Source organism: Photorhabdus hindustanensis, from assembly GCF_002968995.1.
In the GTDB taxonomy this organism is placed as follows: domain Bacteria; phylum Pseudomonadota; class Gammaproteobacteria; order Enterobacterales; family Enterobacteriaceae; genus Photorhabdus; species Photorhabdus akhurstii.
On sequence record NZ_PUWT01000003.1, the window covers coordinates 33,605 to 55,678 of the forward strand.

Annotated in this window: 4 protein-coding genes and 1 pseudogene; 1 reads left to right on the forward strand and 4 read right to left on the reverse strand. The window is 43.7% G+C overall.

Annotation, left to right across the window (positions count from 1 at the left end; translation table 11 throughout):
* Positions 1-20: 20 nt before the first annotated feature.
* Both C6H66_RS01530 and C6H66_RS01535 read right to left on the reverse strand, forming a co-directional pair.
* Positions 21-7,160: a Tc toxin subunit A-related protein gene (locus C6H66_RS01530; RefSeq protein ID WP_105394616.1), complete on the reverse strand. Its 7,140-nt coding sequence runs from the start codon at positions 7,158-7,160 to the stop codon at positions 21-23.
* A gap of 535 nt (positions 7,161-7,695) precedes the next feature.
* Positions 7,696-8,712, reverse strand: coding sequence for a formamidase (locus C6H66_RS01535; protein ID WP_046394637.1), 1,017 nt, complete (start codon positions 8,710-8,712; stop codon positions 7,696-7,698).
* A gap of 503 nt (positions 8,713-9,215) precedes the next feature.
* On the opposite strand from C6H66_RS01535, the gene C6H66_RS01540 reads away from it, so the two are divergent.
* Entirely contained in the window at positions 9,216-10,772 is a 1,557-nt protein-coding gene (locus C6H66_RS01540) for a Fic family protein (RefSeq protein ID WP_105394617.1), read from the forward strand.
* Between the two features lie 237 nt (positions 10,773-11,009).
* Here the strand turns inward: C6H66_RS01540 and C6H66_RS01545 are convergent.
* Positions 11,010-15,518, reverse strand: a pseudogene (locus C6H66_RS01545) (C80 family cysteine peptidase); the annotation flags it as partial.
* A gap of 124 nt (positions 15,519-15,642) precedes the next feature.
* Positions 15,643-21,687 carry an MARTX multifunctional-autoprocessing repeats-in-toxin holotoxin RtxA gene (gene rtxA, locus C6H66_RS01550; protein ID WP_105394618.1) on the reverse strand — a complete coding sequence of 2,015 codons (6,045 nt, stop codon included), beginning with the start codon at positions 21,685-21,687 and terminating at the stop codon, positions 15,643-15,645.
* Between the last annotated feature and the right edge of the window lie 387 nt (positions 21,688-22,074).

A 22,074-nucleotide genomic window follows, 5' to 3' on the forward strand; every position in this document is an offset into this window, starting at 1 on the left:
TCACTCTCTCAGGCGCCGATTTATCCATTCTTCACTTTACCTTTTACTGCTGTGGCAAACGGTTTACCACCATCTAACGCAGTGTAGTGGAGATGAATCTGAATATCTTTCAACTGCGATGTATAAAGGTTGGGAACCAGGACATCAATCACAGACTGATCGGGGAATTCCAATGTCCAGGTTGAAATGGCTCCTGTTCCTTCGAAAGGCAGATAGCGATCATCATCAAACATCAGGGTGCATAGCCAGTTCTCTTTAGCGACACCACCATCATCTTTTTCATTTAAGGAAGAGAGGGCAATTTGCTGTTGAGCGCGCAGATTCTTCACAATATTTTTATCGCTTCCGCTATTTCTGGTTGGGTCATAAAGCCAGGTTACCCCATCAATATCGGTATTGGTTAAAGTGAAACTGCTGGTTTGTGTCAGGATGGCGCTAATCTCCGTCGGTAATGCAGGGTAAGGGCTGGATATGTTTAGTGATATCGAAACGGAAATGCGCTTAATCTGGCGTAGATAATGTCCGGGATAATTCGTGTCGAACAGTTTAGAATCCAGCGTAAAACTCACCGCCTTTTTATTAATGATTTGAGTTTTCAACCCATTGTCTGACAGCAATTTACTGAGCGAGATGGTTTTATTGATATTCAAACGGCGTTCATTGCGTTGTAACCAAGCGCTTTCCATTTGTAATAGATCAAGCTGCAAAGATTCCCCTGCCAGCAAACCCTGGTAAGAATCATTCCACGCCGAGGTTTTGATAAAACCTTGCCGCTGATAATCCCCGACTTCATACCGCCAGCTTCTTTCCGCCATCAAACACATAGAAAGTACCGCATCATAGGCTGGCGCATACAGTGCTGCGAGACGACCCATCAGCCACTTATAGGTTGGGACAACCAGAAAGCCGGATGTTATAAACTCATACAGCTCACGGGCAGCGGATTGTTGTGCCTGAGCTTCTTGCAGGGCGGTTTGAGAGCTTTTGATAAGCAATTCCTGCTCTTTTAATTGCATCTCAATGATATTGATTTCGCTGTGGGCTTGTTTGTACTCAATTTCCCATTCCTGGCGGCGGCGTTGGTATTCTGCTCCGTCTTGCAACCTGTCGGCAGTGTTGTCTAATACATCAGAAAGAATTTCAGCAACGATAGCTACATTTTTGACAGGCGCTTCGTACCTTGTTCCCCCAACTGCCAGACCAAAAATATTGGGTATGGTTTCCAGTGCCGCGCTGGTGATAAAGAAAGGCGCCGCCGTCATTCTGGATATTCCTGATGCCACTTTCATGCTGATGGCTGAAATCTCCAAAGCAGAAAGATTTTCTTCATATAGAGCGTGATAATGTTGGTAGCGCTCCTCTGCCATTTTTTTGCTGACTTCCAGTGTGGCTTTCCCCATTTGCGCAAGTTGCAAGGCTTGTTGTTGCAGTTCCACTGTAAAAGCAGATAACCGGAGCGCTTGCGATTGTACCAGCACGTCCTTTTCGGCATCAACTTCAGTTTCTATGATATGAAGTAACCGATGTCCCATTTCAATTAATTGTTTTACCGCGCTATTTGCGCTTTTTAACATCAATGGGAAGCGATAAGGGGGGATCTGCTGCTGCATATTGTTCAGCCCGCTGGTGAGATAGCCTGCGTTTCTTTGCGTCAAGCTCTCTGCACTCGCGGCACTAGCATAAAGTGGCAACGGTTGTACTTTGCCATCCAGTGTTAGGCCATGACGCAAGTTATAGAGCCGAGTGTTCAACGTTTTTTGAAATTCAATCAGTTTTTCATTGAACGGGGATTTAAATAAATTTTCAGCCGCACGTACTTTGGGTTTCAATTTTGCTTTGACCTTTTCCAAGGTCTCTGGGCGCCAATGACTGGCATCCAAACCTTCCGGTAATGCGCCGAGCAATTGCAAAGCCTGTTGATAACATAAACCAGCCTCATTCAGGCTATCTCTGGTCAGTTGTCTGTAGAGGTTATCGCCTTCTTGTATCCACAAATTGATTAAGAAATGGAACAGGGATTTCTGATAATAGACGGGCTGGTTGTAAGCGATAGTATCAGGATCGGCCGTTCTCATTATTGGAGGAAGATCATTGCCATTTTCGACAATGGCGCGAGAATTCCACATTCGAATATTGTTATAAGGGTCAAACAGGTAATTAATAAACCATCGGCGTGCATCATAAAAACGCTGCTCTTCATAAAGTCGGGAAGAGATTAGGAAAGGAAGATGGAAAAACAGTTCCCAGAAATATTGCCCGTTAGCACCATTAAAATCGACTTTTGTCGGTGAAGTTTCGTTATCCAACGCAGGCTCCAGCAAGGATTGAGTTTCCCATGCCAATACCTTGTCAATGGATTGCGTCGCTCGTGCGACCAGTTGTTTGCCAAATAATGTGTTTAATCTAATGGCGGTAGATTTGAATTTCAGGTTGGTTATATCTAGATATTGAACTTGCTTTGTATTTCTTTTCAACGTAATGGCAGGAATTTTATCACCTTCTTCGATCGTGAGTTCGTATATATTCTCGATAACTTGTAGTTTATTTTCTGATTCAATTAATCCTGCAACTAAACTAAAAGAATAAGTATTGATATTTGGCTTAAGATTAAAAATGATATCTTGTATTACCGCGTTACCATCTAGTGGTAATTCTTGTATGGCGTATTGTTCACCTTGTGGGTATGTTCTGAAGATCAGCACAGATGATAAATATTCCCAACCATCTTGGATTTTGTATATCTCTTTACGTAAGGAAATATTCTCTCCCTCAATGGAGAGGGACAGGTTTTTATCACTGAGATTCCATTGTGTACTGGCCTGAAATGCACCGCTACCGATCCATGAAAAATCGTGGCTTTTGGTAATTTGATCATCTTTCCATTCAGAAGGTAATAACTTGAAAAGTTGTGTTTCATCATAGCTGATAATAAAAACATCCGTTGGTGCATTTTCTCCAACCCATTTAAAATTAAACGTTTTTATTGCCGTATCACTGGCAGGAATTTCGACTTGCATTTGAATGTTCTTAGTATCGATCACCCAAAAAAGTGCTTCAGAGGGGAACCTGTCAGGGTTTGATGATTCTAACTGATGGCGTTTAACCAATGTGTTTCTGCAAGTTAACAGAAGATTAGTTCCTCCGCTGCCTACTTTGCCCTCTAATTGCAGAAAAGAAGATTTATGTGGTTTAACACCATCATAACTATTCTTCGTTTCCTCCTCGGTTTCTTTTATGGTGAGAAACTTCGCTGTACCTGCATAGTGATGTTGTAGTGTGTCTGGATTGCTGAACAACTTATACCACATCGTAACAAGTGTTTTTTCATTCTCTTGAGTCAGGGACTTCTTATCCAGCAATAATAAGTCGCGCAATTCAAGGTAATAATCTTTGTTTTTCTCCCACTTGCTGCTATCTTTATTTTCGGAGTCGTACAATAAAACCCCCATCCATTGGTCTCCGTCCACTTGTAGTTGTACATCCACCATGGCTATCAACCCAGGTTTATATTTTTCATCTTTCAAGTAAGGGTTACTTTTATCGGTAACGCGCTGCCCCTCTTGTGTCGGATATTCACCGTTGGCATCTCTACCATCCAAGCGGAGTAATAGATTGGGGGCGCTCCATTCACCATTGCTTTGTTTGAAGGTAAATTTCACATTAATGGCGCGATAATCGGTGGGTTTCTGATCTACACCCATCAATGGCGTTGCTTCACGCTCAACCCAGATTGCATATTGACGGCCAGAAATCACAATAGGCCGGATTGCCAGCATGGTTCCGGATAAAGACAATGTGATTTTTTCCCATTCACTCCACGCCAGTGGGCTAATGACATCGTTGTTATCACGCAGCTTAATATCCAGTGTGCGCCAGTAATACTCTATAGGTTCGACATTGCTTTTACCGATAAAGTGATAGCTATCGTTTTTAGGGTCAGTACCGTCGATATAGCCGCACATTAATTGCAAATTGCTGATCCGTTCAAATTCGGTCAGATAATGCAGAATGGCTGTTTGGATCATATTGTTGTTCAAACGTGATTGACCCAAATCGTTTTCCAGCGTGGTAAAGGCGCTGGTTTTACGCAGCCTGCTAGCGGGGGAGATAAAGTTTTCCGGGAAGTTTCTTTGCCTTTGCCAAGCTTGCCAACGGTTATATTGATTCAGAAAGTTCTCCCAGAACTGGGTGCGTTCATCACTGATGATTTGTCCCTCATAGCCGGTTTCCATCCGGGAAAAGAGACGAAACAGATAACGTTGTAAGCTGGCAATGCAAAAAGCCACTCTACTGGTATCGACTTCTTTAGCAACCAATATATCGGTCAGGAAATAGTTTGAAAGATCTTCAACGGTCGTGATATCCGATGAAGCATCGCTGGAAGGCGCCCAACGCCGTAACAGATATTCGACCATCGCATCGCGCCAGCGTTCATTGAGTGAACCGCCTAGCTTGGATTGTACTTCGGAAGAGGTGGCGGCAAATAAAGCGCTGCTGACTTGATACCAATGATCATAGCTGGATGCTGTGGTCAGTTTGGCGATATCCAGTAATGGCTGGGCAGATACTTGACTCTTTTCGGCCAGTGCTTTTAGACGCATGACGGTACTAACGTCAACGACATTCTGTGCCACCTTCAGATTGAAATCGCTGGTTACCCGCAGAACCTCTTTACTTGACCAGCCAATTAATTCGGCCAGATTTGTGGCTGCCTGTTCAGCACTCCAAACTTTGGCGTCAGACGGTTGTTGCCCAATTTGACCGACTTGATACAGATAGTAGATCACATCAACTTCTGTTTTATTGGCGGGTAATAAATTCAGCCAATCACTATAACGGCTCAGGCGATGGAGAAACGTCAAATCAAGGGGGCGAAGTTGGTTATCTTTCTGGAGATTGAACCCGGCAGGGTAACTCACTAATGCTATAACGCTTGTATCTTTCAGCTTGAATAGCTTGCAAATCTCAGCATAACGGTTGAGATCGTACCATGTAGTCAGCGCTTGCTCTGTTTGTTGTTGAGAACCGGAACGACGAGCCAATACAATGGTCTTCCTCAAAAAGTTAACGTTGCTATTTCCCGTCCATCGCAATAGTGGCAGCGCAAGTGAATCCTCAATATCAAAGACATGGGCGATAGCATTAATTATCAGATCCTGTTGGGCAATAAAGGCGTTGCCTATCAAGGTCGTTAACTTTTGTGTCCAGGTATCCCCTTGTTGTTGCCATTTATCATCTTGGGCTAATTTTTTAAGAATTTCGCTGACTTTGCCGCTTAAGGCTTTTTGATCATCGTTTGAAACGACTTGAACCAAAACAACACCTAATTCTCCTATCAGTTGATTAAGCTCATTCATCCACTGGATCGGCGTCTTCTTCGCCTGAAAGTCTTGCATGACAGCGCCAATTTTAGCTTCACTCAACAGCGCATCGCTAGCATCAGGGATAACAGTTCTGACTTTGTTAATCCAATCAATATTCTCAATATCAACCGTCACATTGCCGTCAGATCGATAAGGGGTGAGTAACGTGTTCAGCGACAGGGGAGATAAATTATGGCGCTGAATCCACTGTGCCGCATTCATGACCGCGATAAGTACATCAAGGATATCAATGGCCTTGGCATCTTGCGCCAATGTTGGAATACCCGCTAGCTGTTGCAGATAATTGTTATTATCACGGCTCAATATGACGAGTAGCCCCAAACCCTCTTTAATTGACATGCGTAACTGACGAGGCAATTCTACCAAGCGATACAGGGCGGAAACGACATTCAGTGAACACTGGGGTTTCTTCAACCCCTGAACATACATCACGAGCGTTAGCAGAATTTGGCATGTTTCATCATCAATATTCAGACCTTTGCATAGCTGATTAACGATTAAAGCATCAGGGCCTTCGGTCGCCATTGGGTCAAATTCACGATTATCCAGCACAAGCACAGAGGAAGAGGATGCCTGTTTTGACAGTCCTTGCGCATTGAAAATCCTGTCAAAGAAGGAGAGTTGATCGCCGAGAGCATAAGGCGTTATCTGGCCGATAAAAGCAGCAAACCGCTCTGCGGTTATGTTGTACTCTTGCCGGAAATGCAGGAAGACGCCCAATGTGCGGATAGTTGCTTCTGTGATAACAAAACCGGTCTGTTTTTCTGCTTGTCGTGCGGTTGCCAGTAACAGATCCAGTTGCTCATAAGAGAGTTTCAGTGCTTTTTGCAGATGCAGGAAACGTTGGATACGGTCAAAGTTATCAGTACTGACGTCTGAGATTAGGATAACGCTTTTGGCGGTGTCTTTATTCTCGAATTTTTCCAGATAGAGCGCGGGAGCTTGACCCGCATTGATATAGGAAGCGGCATAGTTAGCACCGGAAGGAAACCGTTTATCCACATTGTCGGGTTTGATGACATTCGCGGAATAAGTGACGGTACTGTATATCTCGTCTTCTTCCTCTTTTGATATGCCATTAACGGCAAACAGGCGTTCAGCTTCTTGGGAACTTAGCCCGGTTTGTTGGGTAAACACTGTGAGGCGAGACAAAGAGCGTTCCGCCTCGGCTGCATCGCCTTTGAGACCGTAGTAGTTATCGAAGAAATCTTTTTGGCCGCTTTGTGATGTTTCCAACAGCAAAGCTTGCAGTTTGGGCGCCAAGGTACTACTAACCATCATGGCCGTTTGCAGCGAATCCACGCTCAGGTTGTCATCTATAAAATTGGGGTATTTTCTGTCGGCTTGTTGAATAAGATCCAGTAATGAGATCTGCTTTTCGGCCAGTACGGTTGTCGTTTGCTGGAGTGGAAAATGAAATGGCAACGAAAGCGGGTAATAAATATCAGCCAACGAACCCGTCAAAGGTTGGTCGTTATTGAGATATGTTTTAACTTTTTCGGCAAGAATTTCAACAACAAAGGGTAATGATTGACTGGTTTGATTGAGATTTGTGCCATCAAGCAGTAATTTTTCAATATCTGGCCGTCGTTGGCTAAGAAGCCGGGCACTCTTTTTATCGGCATCTTCTTCAAACAAGCAGGACTGTTGATACAGATCGACCAAATAAGCCAAAGGGCCATCGTTGGCTTCAGGTAAACCGGGAAAACAATAGAGATCTTGGTTATCGTTAAATAGCGTTTTATAGCTAATTCGTGATTCTATTTTATTTGCCATAAGTAATTACCTTTTTAATAGAAAATAGGAGTATTCATCAAACATCATGATGCTTAGATGTTTGATGAATAGGATTACACTATGGCCTATCACGGTGAATCATCCAGTCTAAAATATATTTCTACTTTAATCGTTTTTAAAAAATCGTTTTATTTTAATCTACCGTATATATCTCAGTTCAATTAAATCTAGATTTTATATATCCAATTTACACGAGAATTAAAACTATTCTCAATCATCATATAGATGATTAATCCATTCAATAAATTAATACTAGACTAGTAATGCAATCAATTAATAAACACAATAGGATTAATAAAAAGATAATAAAAATCACCTTGCTATAATAGTTATCCAATAAAATATTTATACTATTTTCAATTTCAAAAAAAATAGTTAAAATTTCACACAATACCTTTCATACCAGAAGAATGCCAGATTCACCACTTTTCCACTACGCTTTAAGTTGACATAGGATGGAAAGAATAGCAGCATCGCAGCACTCCTGTGGTTGCCATATTATTAGCCTCTCAGTTTACTTATCAATTTTCGGTAATGGCCCCAATTTCACACCTTCTGGGTAATATTTCCAGCCATCACGAATACGGATGTTTTCATCCCAAGGCAATTTATATTCACCGTTTGCCAAATCGCGCACCCAAGTCAAATAATTAGCTCTCTCCCCGCCAGGTTTACCAACATAGCCTCGGCAACCGAGATTAAAAATACTGTTCTCTAGCGCCCAATTCTCACGAGCCTTATCCGCCAGACGCGGGAATAGTTCAGCGGTAACAATTTCCCACGGATTACGCTGACCTTGCTGGATAACGTTACCGTCATAATTACAAATCGTACCTTCACCGAAATAATAAAAAACTTCATCGTAACCTGCCAGATTAACCGATACGGTATACATTAAGTTCTGCCAGGCATTAGTGCGATTAGTCCAGATCCATTGATCGTTGACTTGGGTAGAATAACCAGAAATACGGATAAAAACGTTACAACCTTTATAGGCTGCTTCACGCGCCAACTCAGGAAACATACCATCATGACAAATACACACCGCCAGCTTTGTACCTTTAGGCCCTTCACAAACCGGCATGCCCAAATTACCCGGCATCCAAGGCTCAATCGGCACCCAAGGCTGCAATTTTCGGTAATGCAATGCAATCTCACCATTATTGTTAATAATAATTGCAGAGTTATAAGGTGGCTGAGACGGATCTTCATTACGTTCCATGACTGAAAACACGCCCCAAATATCATTGCGGATACAAGCCTGGCGAAAACAATCCACTTCTGGACTGTCCAGCGATAACAACATTTCATCGTAAGTCCAGATCTTGGTATTTAATCCCTGAGCGGAATATTCAGGAAATACAATAAAATCCAAGTCAGGATAACCGGCTTTAGTTGAATCGATTGTTTTACAAATCTGCCGCACTTGAACCTGAATATCTTCAGGCCCCTTAATAATAGGAACAGGATATTGAATAGCGGCAATTAATAACGCTTCATCCCACGCACTGACACTTCCGGTACTGCCCATAAAGACCTCTGAATGAATAGTAATTATTAAAATTGAATAACAAGTTTCATCGTTATACAGACAAAGAGAACGTTATCTTTACCCGTCGTTAAGCGATTTCGCTAATGCATAATAGCGTCTCTTTTATTCACAAAAATGCGATCTGTAACATTAAATAAAAAAATTAATAACTTTGTAGTAAACAATACCTTTATTAATATTAGGGTTAATTTGTCCTAAATGACTTTGCAAAAGTCGAACACTTTGAAGGAACTCAATCCGGTTCGAGCGATCTAAGGAGTTATAAAAAATCCCCAACAATCTGTTTGGCCTTTGCCGCATGTTGACCATCAGCCATCAGTTGATAGAAGACTTAAATTCACTGCATTTGAGTGTAACAGCTAATAATGCAAGTGCGTAATAGCTAATAATGCAAGTTCGTAAAAGCTAGTAATTCAATATCGTAATAGCTAATATTGTATTCCCGTATTAGCTAATACTTGAACATCTGCTGGAAGAAAGACATGGCAAAAACTGGAAACGAAAGGTTGGCAGAAGCGCTGAGAGCTGCAAGCGATGCGGCCGTGGGCAACGTGTTGAGTTCTAAGTCAATCACTGATAAACAACGCACACTTCTGATCAATAAAGGCTATTTCAAGCAAATCATCAGGGGATGGTATCTCCTGGATGCAGATTTCACGACTGAAAAAGCAGGTGATTCAGTACTTTGGTATGAATCCATCTGGTCTTTCGTTGGGCAGTACGTCGAAAGTATCTTCGGAGATGATTACTGGCTAAGTCCCGAATCCTCTCTTGATTTACATACAGCAAACAATGCCTTACCAAACCAGATAATTGTCTACACCTCAGACACGACGCCTCGCACACTTAACCTACCTAACAACATGAGTATGGTGATCATCAAGGGAAGGGTTCCCTGTAAGACTATCAGAGTAAACGGTATAAATGTTCATTCGTTAGAAAGCGCACTCGTTGAAACTGGCCCACAAACTTTCAGAGCCAACCCTATAAGCATTCAGCTAGCACTCAGGAATGCTGATCTGAGTCTGCTTTCAGAAGCAGTACTGACAACCAAGAATGTTGCCTCAGGAAACAGATTAATTGGCGCCTATCAGCAGCTAAAGATGAGAGCCGAAAGCCGGAAACTACAAACCATCATGGAAGGAGCCGGTTTTGAAGGTATTAAGCAGGTTAACCCATTTGACCATATTCCGATGATAGTAGGTGGTAGTCGGGGAGAATCCCCAAGCGCAGTTCGTGTGAGGCTCTTGTGGCAGGAGATGAGACAAGAAGTCGTCGAGGTATTTGATGACTTTCCACCACCTTTTGACTTCTTTGAGCGCTCAATCGAAAAAATACACGCCATGATGAGCAGCCTCTACATAAGCGATGCCTACAACTCACTATCCATCGAGGGTTACAAGGTTACGCCAGAATTAATCGAGCGCCTGTCTAAAGGTGACTGGTCGCCGGATACAATCCAAAGGGACAAGGAGCAGAAGGATGCAATGGCTGCCAGAGGCTATTACGATGCCTTCAACAAGGTGAAAGAGCTACTGCGTGAGGCACATGAAGATAAAGAAGGCTTGGATATCCACTATCTGATCGACGTTGGCTTGACTGACTGGTTCACTGCGCTGTTCAATCCTTGTGTAGATGCCGGAATTATCAACAGACTAGATTTAGCGGGATTTCGCAAAGGACCAATCTATATCCGCACTTCAATGCATGTGCCACCCTCCAGCGAGCAATTGATGGACTGTATGGAAGCACTGAAAGAGTTGATCGCTAATGAGAAGTACTTTGTAGTAAAGGCTATCTTGGGACATCTTTTTCTGGGTTACATTCATCCGTTCCCCGATGGTAATGGCCGCACTGCCAGATTCTTAATGAATTTCTTGCTGGTAATCGGAGGATACCCTTGGACGGTGATTAAACTCAAAAATAGAACTCAGTATTTATCAGCGCTAGAATCAGCCTCGGTAGGAAAAAACGTAAAGCCATTTGCGGAGTTCGTAAGGCAATCTATGCAGGAAGTAGAACACAATATCGCAATATGAACTAAAATCGGGGCTGACAGGCCCCTTAGAAACTAGCAAATCTTCCAACCTTATTTGTGATCTATTCCATTTAATAACAAAACCCTAAATTTAATATTAAAATAATGATGAAGAATTAATAAAAGCATTAACAAATAAAACTCAGAAATAATCTCTAAATAAAAATTCAAAAAAATGGCCCATCTTTCTGTGAGCCATTTTTATTTCTATAACAACGCTATATGACTGCTTAATTAATCAGGCAAACTTCCCCTTACCCATTGTGGTATCTACCCACGCCATTGTTATAGCCGCTTTCGTTTGACTCTCCAGGCTTTCAATAAAACCATTATCACCCACTGTCGGGGAAAAACTACTCATGGCCTGAATCAAGGAGTCCACCGCATTCTCTGATAGCGCCGTAAATTCACGCTCACCTGACGCATCCTCATTGCCCATCCGTATCACCAATTTGGCACGATTGCCATTAAAGTAATCATTAAAAGTGACCGAACCTACCGATTCAAAGATCCCCTGAGCGGTAGTGTCCTGAGTTTGACGATCCACTGACAGCACCAAATCATACCCACTGCGCTGGAACCACAAGTTTTGCCAGTCAATATCACCATTAAACAGGATCACATCTTCTGCGCTGATATCATTAACCAATGTATCAATCACCTCCCCGCTGACCACAAAGCTATCCACGCCGGTACCTCCCCGGAAGCGATTCCGATACCCGCCTAACACCAGTAAATCCTGCCCTTCACCGCCATCAAACTGACTAAATTTCGAAATAGCCGTGGCTATCAGGCGATCATCACCTTCTCCACCATCAAGCACCGCGTGATAGCCCATCAGCTTAATTACATCGTCACCAACGTTACCATCAATCCAGTTGTTGTTGCCAAACACTCTGGCCGAATCATCGCCTTTACCTAGGTTAATCTGGTTGTTGTTGCCGATGATTACCGCATAGTCCTGATCTTCCCCAACATCCACCCGATTATCATTGCCGGAGGTTATTACGTAATCCTGCCCGCTGCCTACATCAATAAAACCGGCTTCACCAAAGACGAACGCTTGGTCATTGCCCTCCCCCATAAATAAATGGTTAATGCGCCCGGCCATCACCGCAGTATCATTACCCATACCACCAAACATCATATTTTCTCGCCCCATCAGGACACCGAGATCGCTACCTTCACCTGCGGTATAGATATTAGATACCCCCATTGCATAGAAAACGTCATCACCACGACCACCCCAAAAATTATTGTTATCTCCCAGATAAGCACCAAGATCTTTACCGTCACCGCCCCAGTTAAAGTTACTGTTGCCCAACGACACGTGAATATCGCCATCTCCTTGCAAATGACCACTGTGACGCAGAAAATCCAACGTTTTCTCTTCCATATTCAGCAAATCGGCCGTTAGATTCTCTTTCAGATGGGCGACTAATGATGTCATTTCCGTTTGCTTATCTTTACTGAATATCGTCGCAAACAGGTTAGGCACGTTCAACGCATTAAAACCAAATGCCCGTTCCGGGGTGCGATTATCTGTTGTTGATAAGTTGATTTGTGCCTTTTCAATATTGTGATTACCTGTCGAAACCTGGCTTTTTTCCTCAACTTCTCTCTTTTTTAAGCCGTGACTTTCCACAAACGATTTCACACCCTCCGCCCCCATACTGATGCCAGCTCGCAAATCATCAAGCCATTTATCCGGGTCAGCAAAGGCTTTCAGTTGTTCACCACTAAATTCCCCAATGATATTAATCATCTCTTGCAGAATAGCGGCACCATCAACCGGTTCACCCGTGCGAGAGACAATACGCCCCCCCTCGGTGTAATCTACGCCAAAGATATCGGCAAAGGTTGTCTCCGCGCCAACCCCCGACAACCGACCAAGCAGTCTGTTCTTAAGCTGACGTGGTAAGTCGTGCGGATTATAGGTGAAAGTCGTCTTCGTCAAACCTGTTGCCGTAACCTGCTGCGTCATCAGACCAAACAATGAACCCAAGTTGGTATCCAGAATTGACTGGATATTGTCGCCAAACATCAAGTTCCAGCTACCTGTTGTCACCTGAATATCCGAGCCCTGACCACCCACCGCAAAGTTGAACGCCAGTTTTTCATTAGCCAAACGGAATCGTTCTGCTCGACTCATATTGCCGATGTCAGCATGGCTACCATTGCTACTTAACCACTCGTTATATCTCTTATTCAGTGTTAATTCGATATCGTCTTTCAGTGCTCGGCTGCTACGTTCATTGCGAGAATCTAGATCTATCAGGGTGTGATAATCCACGCTGCTAGTTTGATCTAAACCAGACATATCCTGGATAAATTTCTTCGCGCCAGCTAATGTCCACTGTTCATCTCTAGAGACTAACCACATTTGTCCTTCATCAAAACGCGCAATACCTTGCAGTACACCAGCAATACGGGCAGCACCATCAAACGGATTAACCAGTGGCGGTACCGGAATGGATTTATCCATCATCACAATCAGATCGTTACTGCGACCCATATTGAAACTCACATTACGATTACCGATAAACATTTGCGCCCCTTCAAGCGCCTGATAGCCACCGAGATTAAAACTGTGTTTACTATCACCATCACCGAGATGCACCATCAGGTTATTGTCACCAAAGGCCAGTGATTTAAAACCACCAACACCCACTTTGATGCCCACGTTCGAAGTTCCCCAGTTGATCGCGGTAAATTCCCCCTCTCCCACTTTAACTTGAATATTGCCGGAATATTCCCAGTGATGAGTATTCGATGTACTACCTGAATGAGTATTAATCCTGGCCCGGTGCTTCTCCGGTGTAGTAAAAATATGCGAATTATTCGCAATCGCCCCTTTGATTGATTCATCTAAGTTAGCTACCCCCACGTGAGAGAGGTTGATTTCACTTTCAGCAATACCGTGCAAAACTCTTTCTGTACTGATTTTCAATTCACCCTGTTCATCCCACCTGAATATGATTTTGTTATCAGGCAGGTTATTCACCCATTGGTTATTTTTGTCACGTGTAAATTTATGGCCGGTTGCATCAACTGCAACTTCACTACGACGAGCGGAAACATCACTACGGATACCCTGCTTATCTAATGCCGTGATAAAACGGCGGGCAAAGCCATCTCGCTTATCATCACTTATCAACGCACAACCGACTATACTGATGTGACTCGGTTTACTCGTCTGACCAAAATGCTGGCTAAACTGTTTTAGTTTTACTGCCAGCTCATCGGCACAGTAACCACTCAAACGACTGTTATTCTGTTCTGATTCATCACGGCCGTGGCCCACAATCTGCCAACGTAAATTGCCCGATAATTGAGCAGGATCTCCATAGACAACGCGATATTTGCCATCAGCATCAAGCTGAACAATCACACTGGAATCTGGGTGTTTACCCGCAAGATTAGCCGCAGCTTTGGCAACGACCGGATCATTTTCCATCTGAATAATAATCTGACCATTAAAACGCGTTTCGCGGCCATCAGTTTGAGGTGTGACAGTCACGCGTTCCCAAGAATCGACATTTTTGTTTTTAATAACGTCATTTGATGACAATCTTTCTAATGCAGGAAGCAACGCTTCCTTATCAACCGGCGTTTTAAATGTCAATTTACTTACCGCCGAATAAGTTAATACCCTACTGATATTCAACTGTACAAAGCTGGCTACTTGCTTAAAGTTGTTACCTTCAACTTCAACCAACACTTTCTTGCCTTGTTTAGTTGTCACTTCTAACGTTACATGACCTTCACGGTAATCAACCACACGCCCAGTAACCCCTGAACTCAAAGTAAAAGCTTTACCTTGTTCTTTTAATGCACGTAGTACATAGCTCTGTTCACCATCACGCGCCTTTTGCCAGATACCGTCATATTTGGTCATGGGACCTTCTTCAAACCGATTGAATTGAACATAGAAGCTCTGATCCAGCCGCTCGCTCGTCTGAAAGTGATAATGCGTCAGGTATCCTTTATGGAAATCATCCATAAAACGGCGGAAATCATCATAATTAGCGAACGATTTAGCGCCGAAGTTAGGATCATAGAACGACCAAACTGTCTGAGCACGCTCTTTGTGTACCACAACGGACATGGCATGTTCTTCAGACATAAATGTCATATAAGTCGACTTTCTTACATTACGCAGCTTATCCATGACCGCTTCATAGCCTTCAGCCTCATAATTCAACGCGTTATTGATGTTCGGTCCTGTCAATCCATTAGCTTTTAACTTACCACCATAAGCGGCATTGGCTTTTCGACGCGCAGCAACGGTAGAGCTATCCATCGACTGGCTGTACTGCATTGATAATAGATCTTCAATCGCCGGGCCAATATTTTGCCGACGATATTGGTTGAGCAAAGCCGTTTCAATCGCATTGATATCGGTTTTCTTATTAACTGATTTATCGTTGTAAGCTTTAACCGCATCTTTCAACCACATCATATAAGCTTTGCCGCCCCCTAAACCCTGTACCCGCTCTTCAATCAAATAGCGGGCCGACAAAGCGAAACACAATCCCTTAAGGAACTCTTTTGACTCAACCTTATCGCCATGAGTCAGGAGTACACTGCCAATTTCTGGAATAATTCCCCGCAGTTTTTCCAGAAAATGGCTATCCTGGCTAAAATGAAATGAATAAGCTTCCAACTCTTTTCCATGTGCTTTTAAATCAAAGATCTTGTTATCAATTTTTTGCAGTATATCGCCTTTGACAACATCATGATTTTGCCCGGAAGAGTGGCCCGTCGTCGTGACATCGGGAGCCTTCACCGAATATTGGCGCCCGATATTGTCCTGTAGCTCGATCTTATCCTGTAATCCGATCTTATCCTGTAAATAGTTAACCGCTTGTTCAATACGATTCAGCCCTTGCTGTCTCTCCCTTCCCTAACCCTTGACTAAACCGGCCATCCGCATAGACAACCGCTTCGGGATTAATCTGGCTGCCGATTTCTATATTACGCTTTGGCTTATAAGCCTCTCCTGACAAACCACTGCCCTCTGCCCCCTGACGTTCTGGCTTAGCATGATCACTCTGCTTCGCGCCTTTAGCATCAGCTTGCACCTGAGTGACTTTATTTTCAGCCTCAACAATGTCACGTTTGCCACGACTCTCAGCACGCTGATAAACAGTATTAGCGTTATTTTTCACTTTTTCGGCCAACTGTTGCTGCGAAAGCGCCTCTTCTTTTCTCCGCGCTGTATCTGTTTGCGCATCCATCACATCTTGACTTACAGCGACACGATGCTGTCCACTTTTTGCCGCTCCGGCTTCTGACTTGGCAACCGCTTTTTCGACTTCTTGTTGGTTAGCGACGATGATTTTCTGTACATCACCAAACTGCCGTTGAGTAGCAGAATTTACTGCATTTAATTTATCCTGAACGCGGTTTAGCAACCCACCGGAAAAACGATTACGCCACTGTTCACCTGATGGCGGATAATGGTTTACATCACTATCAAGCTGATCCAAACCTTGAGTCATAGCAATCAGTTCATCCGTTACCGACTGCGCCTCCTCTTTTACCGCACGACTCTGCTCCTGCCCCTGAGTATTCAGCGCATTCTGATCTGTTGATTCCAATTGGGATTGTAATTTGGTCACGACTGCCAGCTGTTTATCTTTTTCCTGTTCCAGCAGCAGGCGATTTTTTTCCGCTTTTGCTTTATCGTTTAACGCATTTTGCGCCGCTTTATCTTGTTTTACATATTCAGGAATGGCCTCGGTTGGTAATATCCCCCCAGATTTCGCCACAACATTATCCAGCAGATAGCCTATACCATCATTCAAGCCTGTCCCTTTAAACTCAATTCGATTACTGCCCGCTTTCGCTGTTAATTGCAGCGTTTCGTTTTGCCATTCCGTGACATCTCCAGAGGTTGAGAATACCCGTTCACTATTCCAGAAAACCTCCATGCCATTGTCGGCGAAAAGGGCATTATGGCGATTGGCAAAATCAAAACTCAGTAAAATCACTTCCCCTGCGTATAAATTTTGCAGGTCCTGATAAATCGTGGTGTTAGTTTCAACATCAAGTTCACTGACCCGTGTTCCATGTTCTACATCATCAAAACCATAGGCACTTGCCGATTGATATGCCTCAATATCATGAGTTGATTGCCAACCTTGATCATCTTGTTCAAAATCACCATTGATAATCAATGATTCTTCGGATTTCACAATAACGTTATCCAGAAGGTAACCTACCCCATCATTCTGGCCGATACCTTTAAATTCGATTCGGTTACTCCCCTCTTTTGCCATTAGCCTCAACGTCTTGTTTTGCCATGCCGCTCGCTCACCAGACGCGGAGAATACCCGTTCACCGTTCCAGAAAACGTCCATACCATTATCCGCGGAAATTTTTGGGCGCGCGGTAAAATCGAAGCTCAATACAACCACTTCTCCCTGATACAGGTTTTGTAGATCTTGATAGAGGGTGGTGTTAACTTCAGCGTCAAGTTCAGTGATCCGATCGCCATGTCCGGCATTATCAAAACCATAAGCGCTCGCTGGACTGTAAGCCTCAATCCCCTTAGTTGATTGCCAGCCTTGATCACCTTGTTCAAAATCACCGTTGATGATCAGATCTCCATCCCGGCTTGATACCGATTTGATTCTCCTATTCAACGTGCCTTCAACCGAGTCAATATCAGGCATCGCGATATCTGACACTGAACCACTAAGCTGGTGATTTAAGTCTGAACCTATTTGTTCGACCTGCTCCATGTCAAAACCATTAATGGCAGAAATTTCCGCTACATTAATTGCACTACGACTTTTAAGTATGCCGGAGGTATTCGCTTCATCACCGCGAACCAAATAGCTAATTGCCTGACTGCCCCCCACACCTAATGCAGTCTGTTTGATATTGTCAAAAAAGAGGGAAAGTTTATCAGTCTCAAGGTTACTGACCGCCAAGCTGTAAAAATCCCCATTACCCACTTTAATCGCCACATTATTACGGGCGTAAGCGGCACTGACGATCAAACCATCCCCAAGATGAATATTGGCATTGCTTTCGCCTTTCATGACTGCAACATTGAGACCATCCCCAACTTTAGTCTCGATATTACCGTTGCCCCACGCCAGATTAACCGAAATCCCCTCACCCACTTTCGTACTGATGTTAAGGTCGCCATGAGCCGCTGTGACACTTAACCCCTTGCCCACCGTGGTCGTGATATTTGCTTTGCCTTTTGCCACAGTAACCTGAATGCCATCACCCACTTTGGTGACAATATTTCTGTCACTCCACAGGGCATTAAAACTGTCACCGTTACCCACCTGAATCGCAATGTTGGCCTCACCTTTGGCAAGGAGAACATTACGCCCGGCACCTACTTTAGTGATGACATTCGCTGCCCCCCAGGCGCCGGTGTAATCATTACCGTGACCAACATGAGTGATAATATTGGCTTCCCCCTGGACAACCGTCACTTCTTGTCCATCCCCCACTTTGGTCACGATGTTCACTTTACCTTTCGCGAAGTTATAACGATCACCATCACCCACTTGGGTTAGAACATTGTCCTCCCCCCAAACCGCGTTAATACCGGTGCCGTTCCCCATTTTAGTCATGATATTGGCTTTGCCTTTAGCGAATCCCACGGTTGTACCATCACCAACATGGGTCATCACATTCCCCACATCCGATACCAGTAAGCCAACAGTCGTCCCTTCCCCTACTTTAGTCAGAATATTGCCTTCGCCAAGCAGTACGCCAGCGGTTATCCCGTTGCCCACATGAGTGATAACGTTAGCTTTCTTTGCAACAATAACCCCCATAAAATCATCACCGATTTTGGTGACAATATTCTTTTCCCCCAACGCTAACGCACCGGTTAAACCATTACCGAAATGAGTCATGATATTGGCTTTACCTGACATGACAGCCAACGTTGTACCATCACCGACTTTAGTCATCGCGTTCAGTTCACCGGAAAACAAACCAATACTGGGGCCATTACCCACATGGGAATAGATATTAGCTTTACCCATCATCAAGACGGTTGTCAGATCATTACCGACCTTGGTCAACACATTGGCACTGCCGATCAGGGTGGCAAAGGTATTGCCATCACCGATGTGAGTCATCACATTCGCATCACCTATCATCGCGGCCAAGGTTATGCCGTTACCCACTTTAGTCGCGATATTGCCTTTCGCCAGCATCAAGGCGACACTTCTCCCGTCACCAATGTGGGTAAACGCATTACCGGAGGCAACCATCAGAGCTAACGCATTACCATCTCCCACTTTAGTAAAGACATTAGCCATCCCGCCCATCAGTCCCCAAACATCATCGTTGCCAACATGAGTAAAAAGATTGCCTTTCCCCATCATGACAGCAAGCGCGTCCCCACCGCCGACCTTAGTAAAAATGTTGCCGGCAGCCCCCATCACCCCCAATGTTTGACCGTCACCAACATGGGTAAGCAAGTTACCTATACCAAACATGATGCCAACCAGATCACCGTTGCCGACTTTGGTCAGGATATTAGCGCCGCCTAGCATCACCCCTGTTGTGTTGCCGTCACCAATGTGCGTCAATACGTTGGCGCCTCCCCCCATCAGCGTTAGTGCATTACCCGCCCCTTTCTTGGTCAGAACATTGGCGCCGCCCAACGCAATAACCGTGGTATCTGACGTTCTAGTCTCATCGCTAATGTGGGTGATAATATTCGCGCCACCGAACATACTGGATACCAGATCACCAGCACCAAGCTTAGTCAATACATTAGCGCCGCCGAAAAGTACGGAATACACATCCCCGTGACCTGCCTGGGTCATGACATTAAAACCACCCGTTGCGGACCAGTTCGCTCTGCCATTACCTATTTGGGTATGGGTGTTGTAGCCACCCAACATAGTAACCCGGCTTTCGCCATTACCTTTGTGGATCGAAATATTGCCAACCGCCAGAAGATGGGCCAGATATCGACCATTACCGATCCGCACGAGTAGGTTAGCCGCGCCGCCAGCGTTAACATTCATGCTTCCACGCCGACTTTGGTGAACAATAACGTTTGCTAAACCTCCCCCATGAAATGACAGCTCTCCCTCTTCTCCACCTCTTACAATGACGTTAGCAGCCCCTGCGCCGACAAAATTGATATTGCCGCGCGTAACACTGGATTGAATAACGTTTCCACCACCCGCACCGTTAAAATTAACGTCCCCCGAACTCTCACCGATATTCTGTTTATCAAATTCTTCCGTATGTTCTAATTGTTCAGAGGTACTGTATATCGTATCGAACTGATATTGGAGTTGGCTGAGAGTACAACCACCAGCTTCTATGGGGCGGTAACCATTTGCCAAAGAAAAATCTTCATTAGGCAAATCACCGGTATGATCACCCGCTTTGTACCACGCTCTGGTCAGATATTTCAGTGAATCTGTTTCAGAATCATTTGCTAATTCAACCTGCACCACTTTGGTATACGATTCTATATATTTGGCATACACATAAGTATTCGGTTGACGGTTCCACTTCACTGCGGAAACATCCACTTTCTGGCGATTAGAAAAGACAAAATGCCCCCCCATTTTCGCATCAGAGAGAGTAATATCTTCTGCCTTAACGTCCGCCCCAACAATATAAGTTACCCACTCATTCTCCAGTAAGTTTTCTTCTACGCTATGAACAGTGATGAGTTTCTGATATTCAACCACTAAATTGAAAAGACGATAAGCATTATTAACATTTATATCGATAAACCCATTAGATGAATAGATATTTTGCGACGCGAGATCCTTAAGATGATTACCTATTTTATACCAAGACGTAGGGTAATAATTGAGCTTACCGGTGACAGGATCATTTAGAAGTTGAATTTTGCTAATATGAGTATACCGATTATCGGTATATGCAAAGAGATAAGTATTTAACTCTGTTGTGGATTTAATACCCATCACTTGCTGAGGTTCCCGAAGAAAACTTCCTCCCATCATCGCGGTTGTTAATACAACCTCTTCGGCCTTGGCATATTCCAATACCCCACCAATTGCTTCACCATGATAAATATCATGGGTACTTGATCTGGTGATTTCATTGTAAGCACCCACACCAGAAAAATTGATATTGCCATGAGCAACATCAGAATAAATCTTATTGTAACCACCAACGCCCGAGAAAATAATATCGCCACGGGTTTGCGGGTATTGATCCTGACGTTGACGCAAACGTTCAATTCGGTTTGATGCACCTGCGCCATGTAAGATAATATTCCCTCCTTTACCCTTACGTATGATGTGATTATTAGCACCTATACCGGTAAACGTAATATCACCACGCTCCACCCACGAACTGACACGATTTGCCGCCCCTGCGCCATTAAACGTTACATTACCTTGAGAACCCTGATAACGTTTCAACCAGGTACGGTCGATTTTATTATTCGCACCAGCTCCGGCAAAATACAAATTACCCTGATTGGTTTCATGCCATAATTTGTTGTACCCCCCCACACCGGTAAAATCAACATCACCCATCAAGCCTTTACGGTTCAAACTGTTATAAGCCGCCGCACCAGAAAAATTCAAGTTACCATAGTTACCTGAGTGCTCTACAGCAATACTCCCGGCAGCGCCAGAAAATGCAATGCTACCATCACCATGCTTATTAATATGTGCATAACCGGTACCACCTTTGACAGACAGATCACCCTTAGAATCCTCTATTTCTAGATAGGCAGCACCACCGACCACCGTATCATGCCCAACATCGGTATACACCTTCGCCGCAATTGAACCGAGGGTGATATGATCATCCCCGCCATGCGCATAAATATGACCACCAAATCCAATAGCATTAATATTATTATTATCGTCATCAGCAAGATACTTCCCAGTGAAAAAGTATTGCGTACCACGATTTGATGATTTACCCATAAGAAATCCTTTAGATTATTTTCATTGCAGTTCAGCGAAATAAAGAAAAAACACACTGGTGTTTATTGATATAAAAGATATTTTACATAAATTCTCCAGCCATTTTTTACCTAATAAAAACTTATTAATAAAGTAATTCGAAATAAATAAAAAATTAAACTCAGATGAATCCTGAGTTTATGTATCTACGAGTTCTTTGAGTAAATTTGTGATTAATGAGCTGAATAAATTTTGCGAGATAATATAGAGTAGAAATGCAAAAGCAATATCCACACACAAAAAGTCTTTTTATCCCCCCTGACACTTCCTAATACTCACCATCATGACTATTAGTGCTAACTCAGTTAATAAAATAGCATTAAATTAATCATAGACAATTTTTATTCA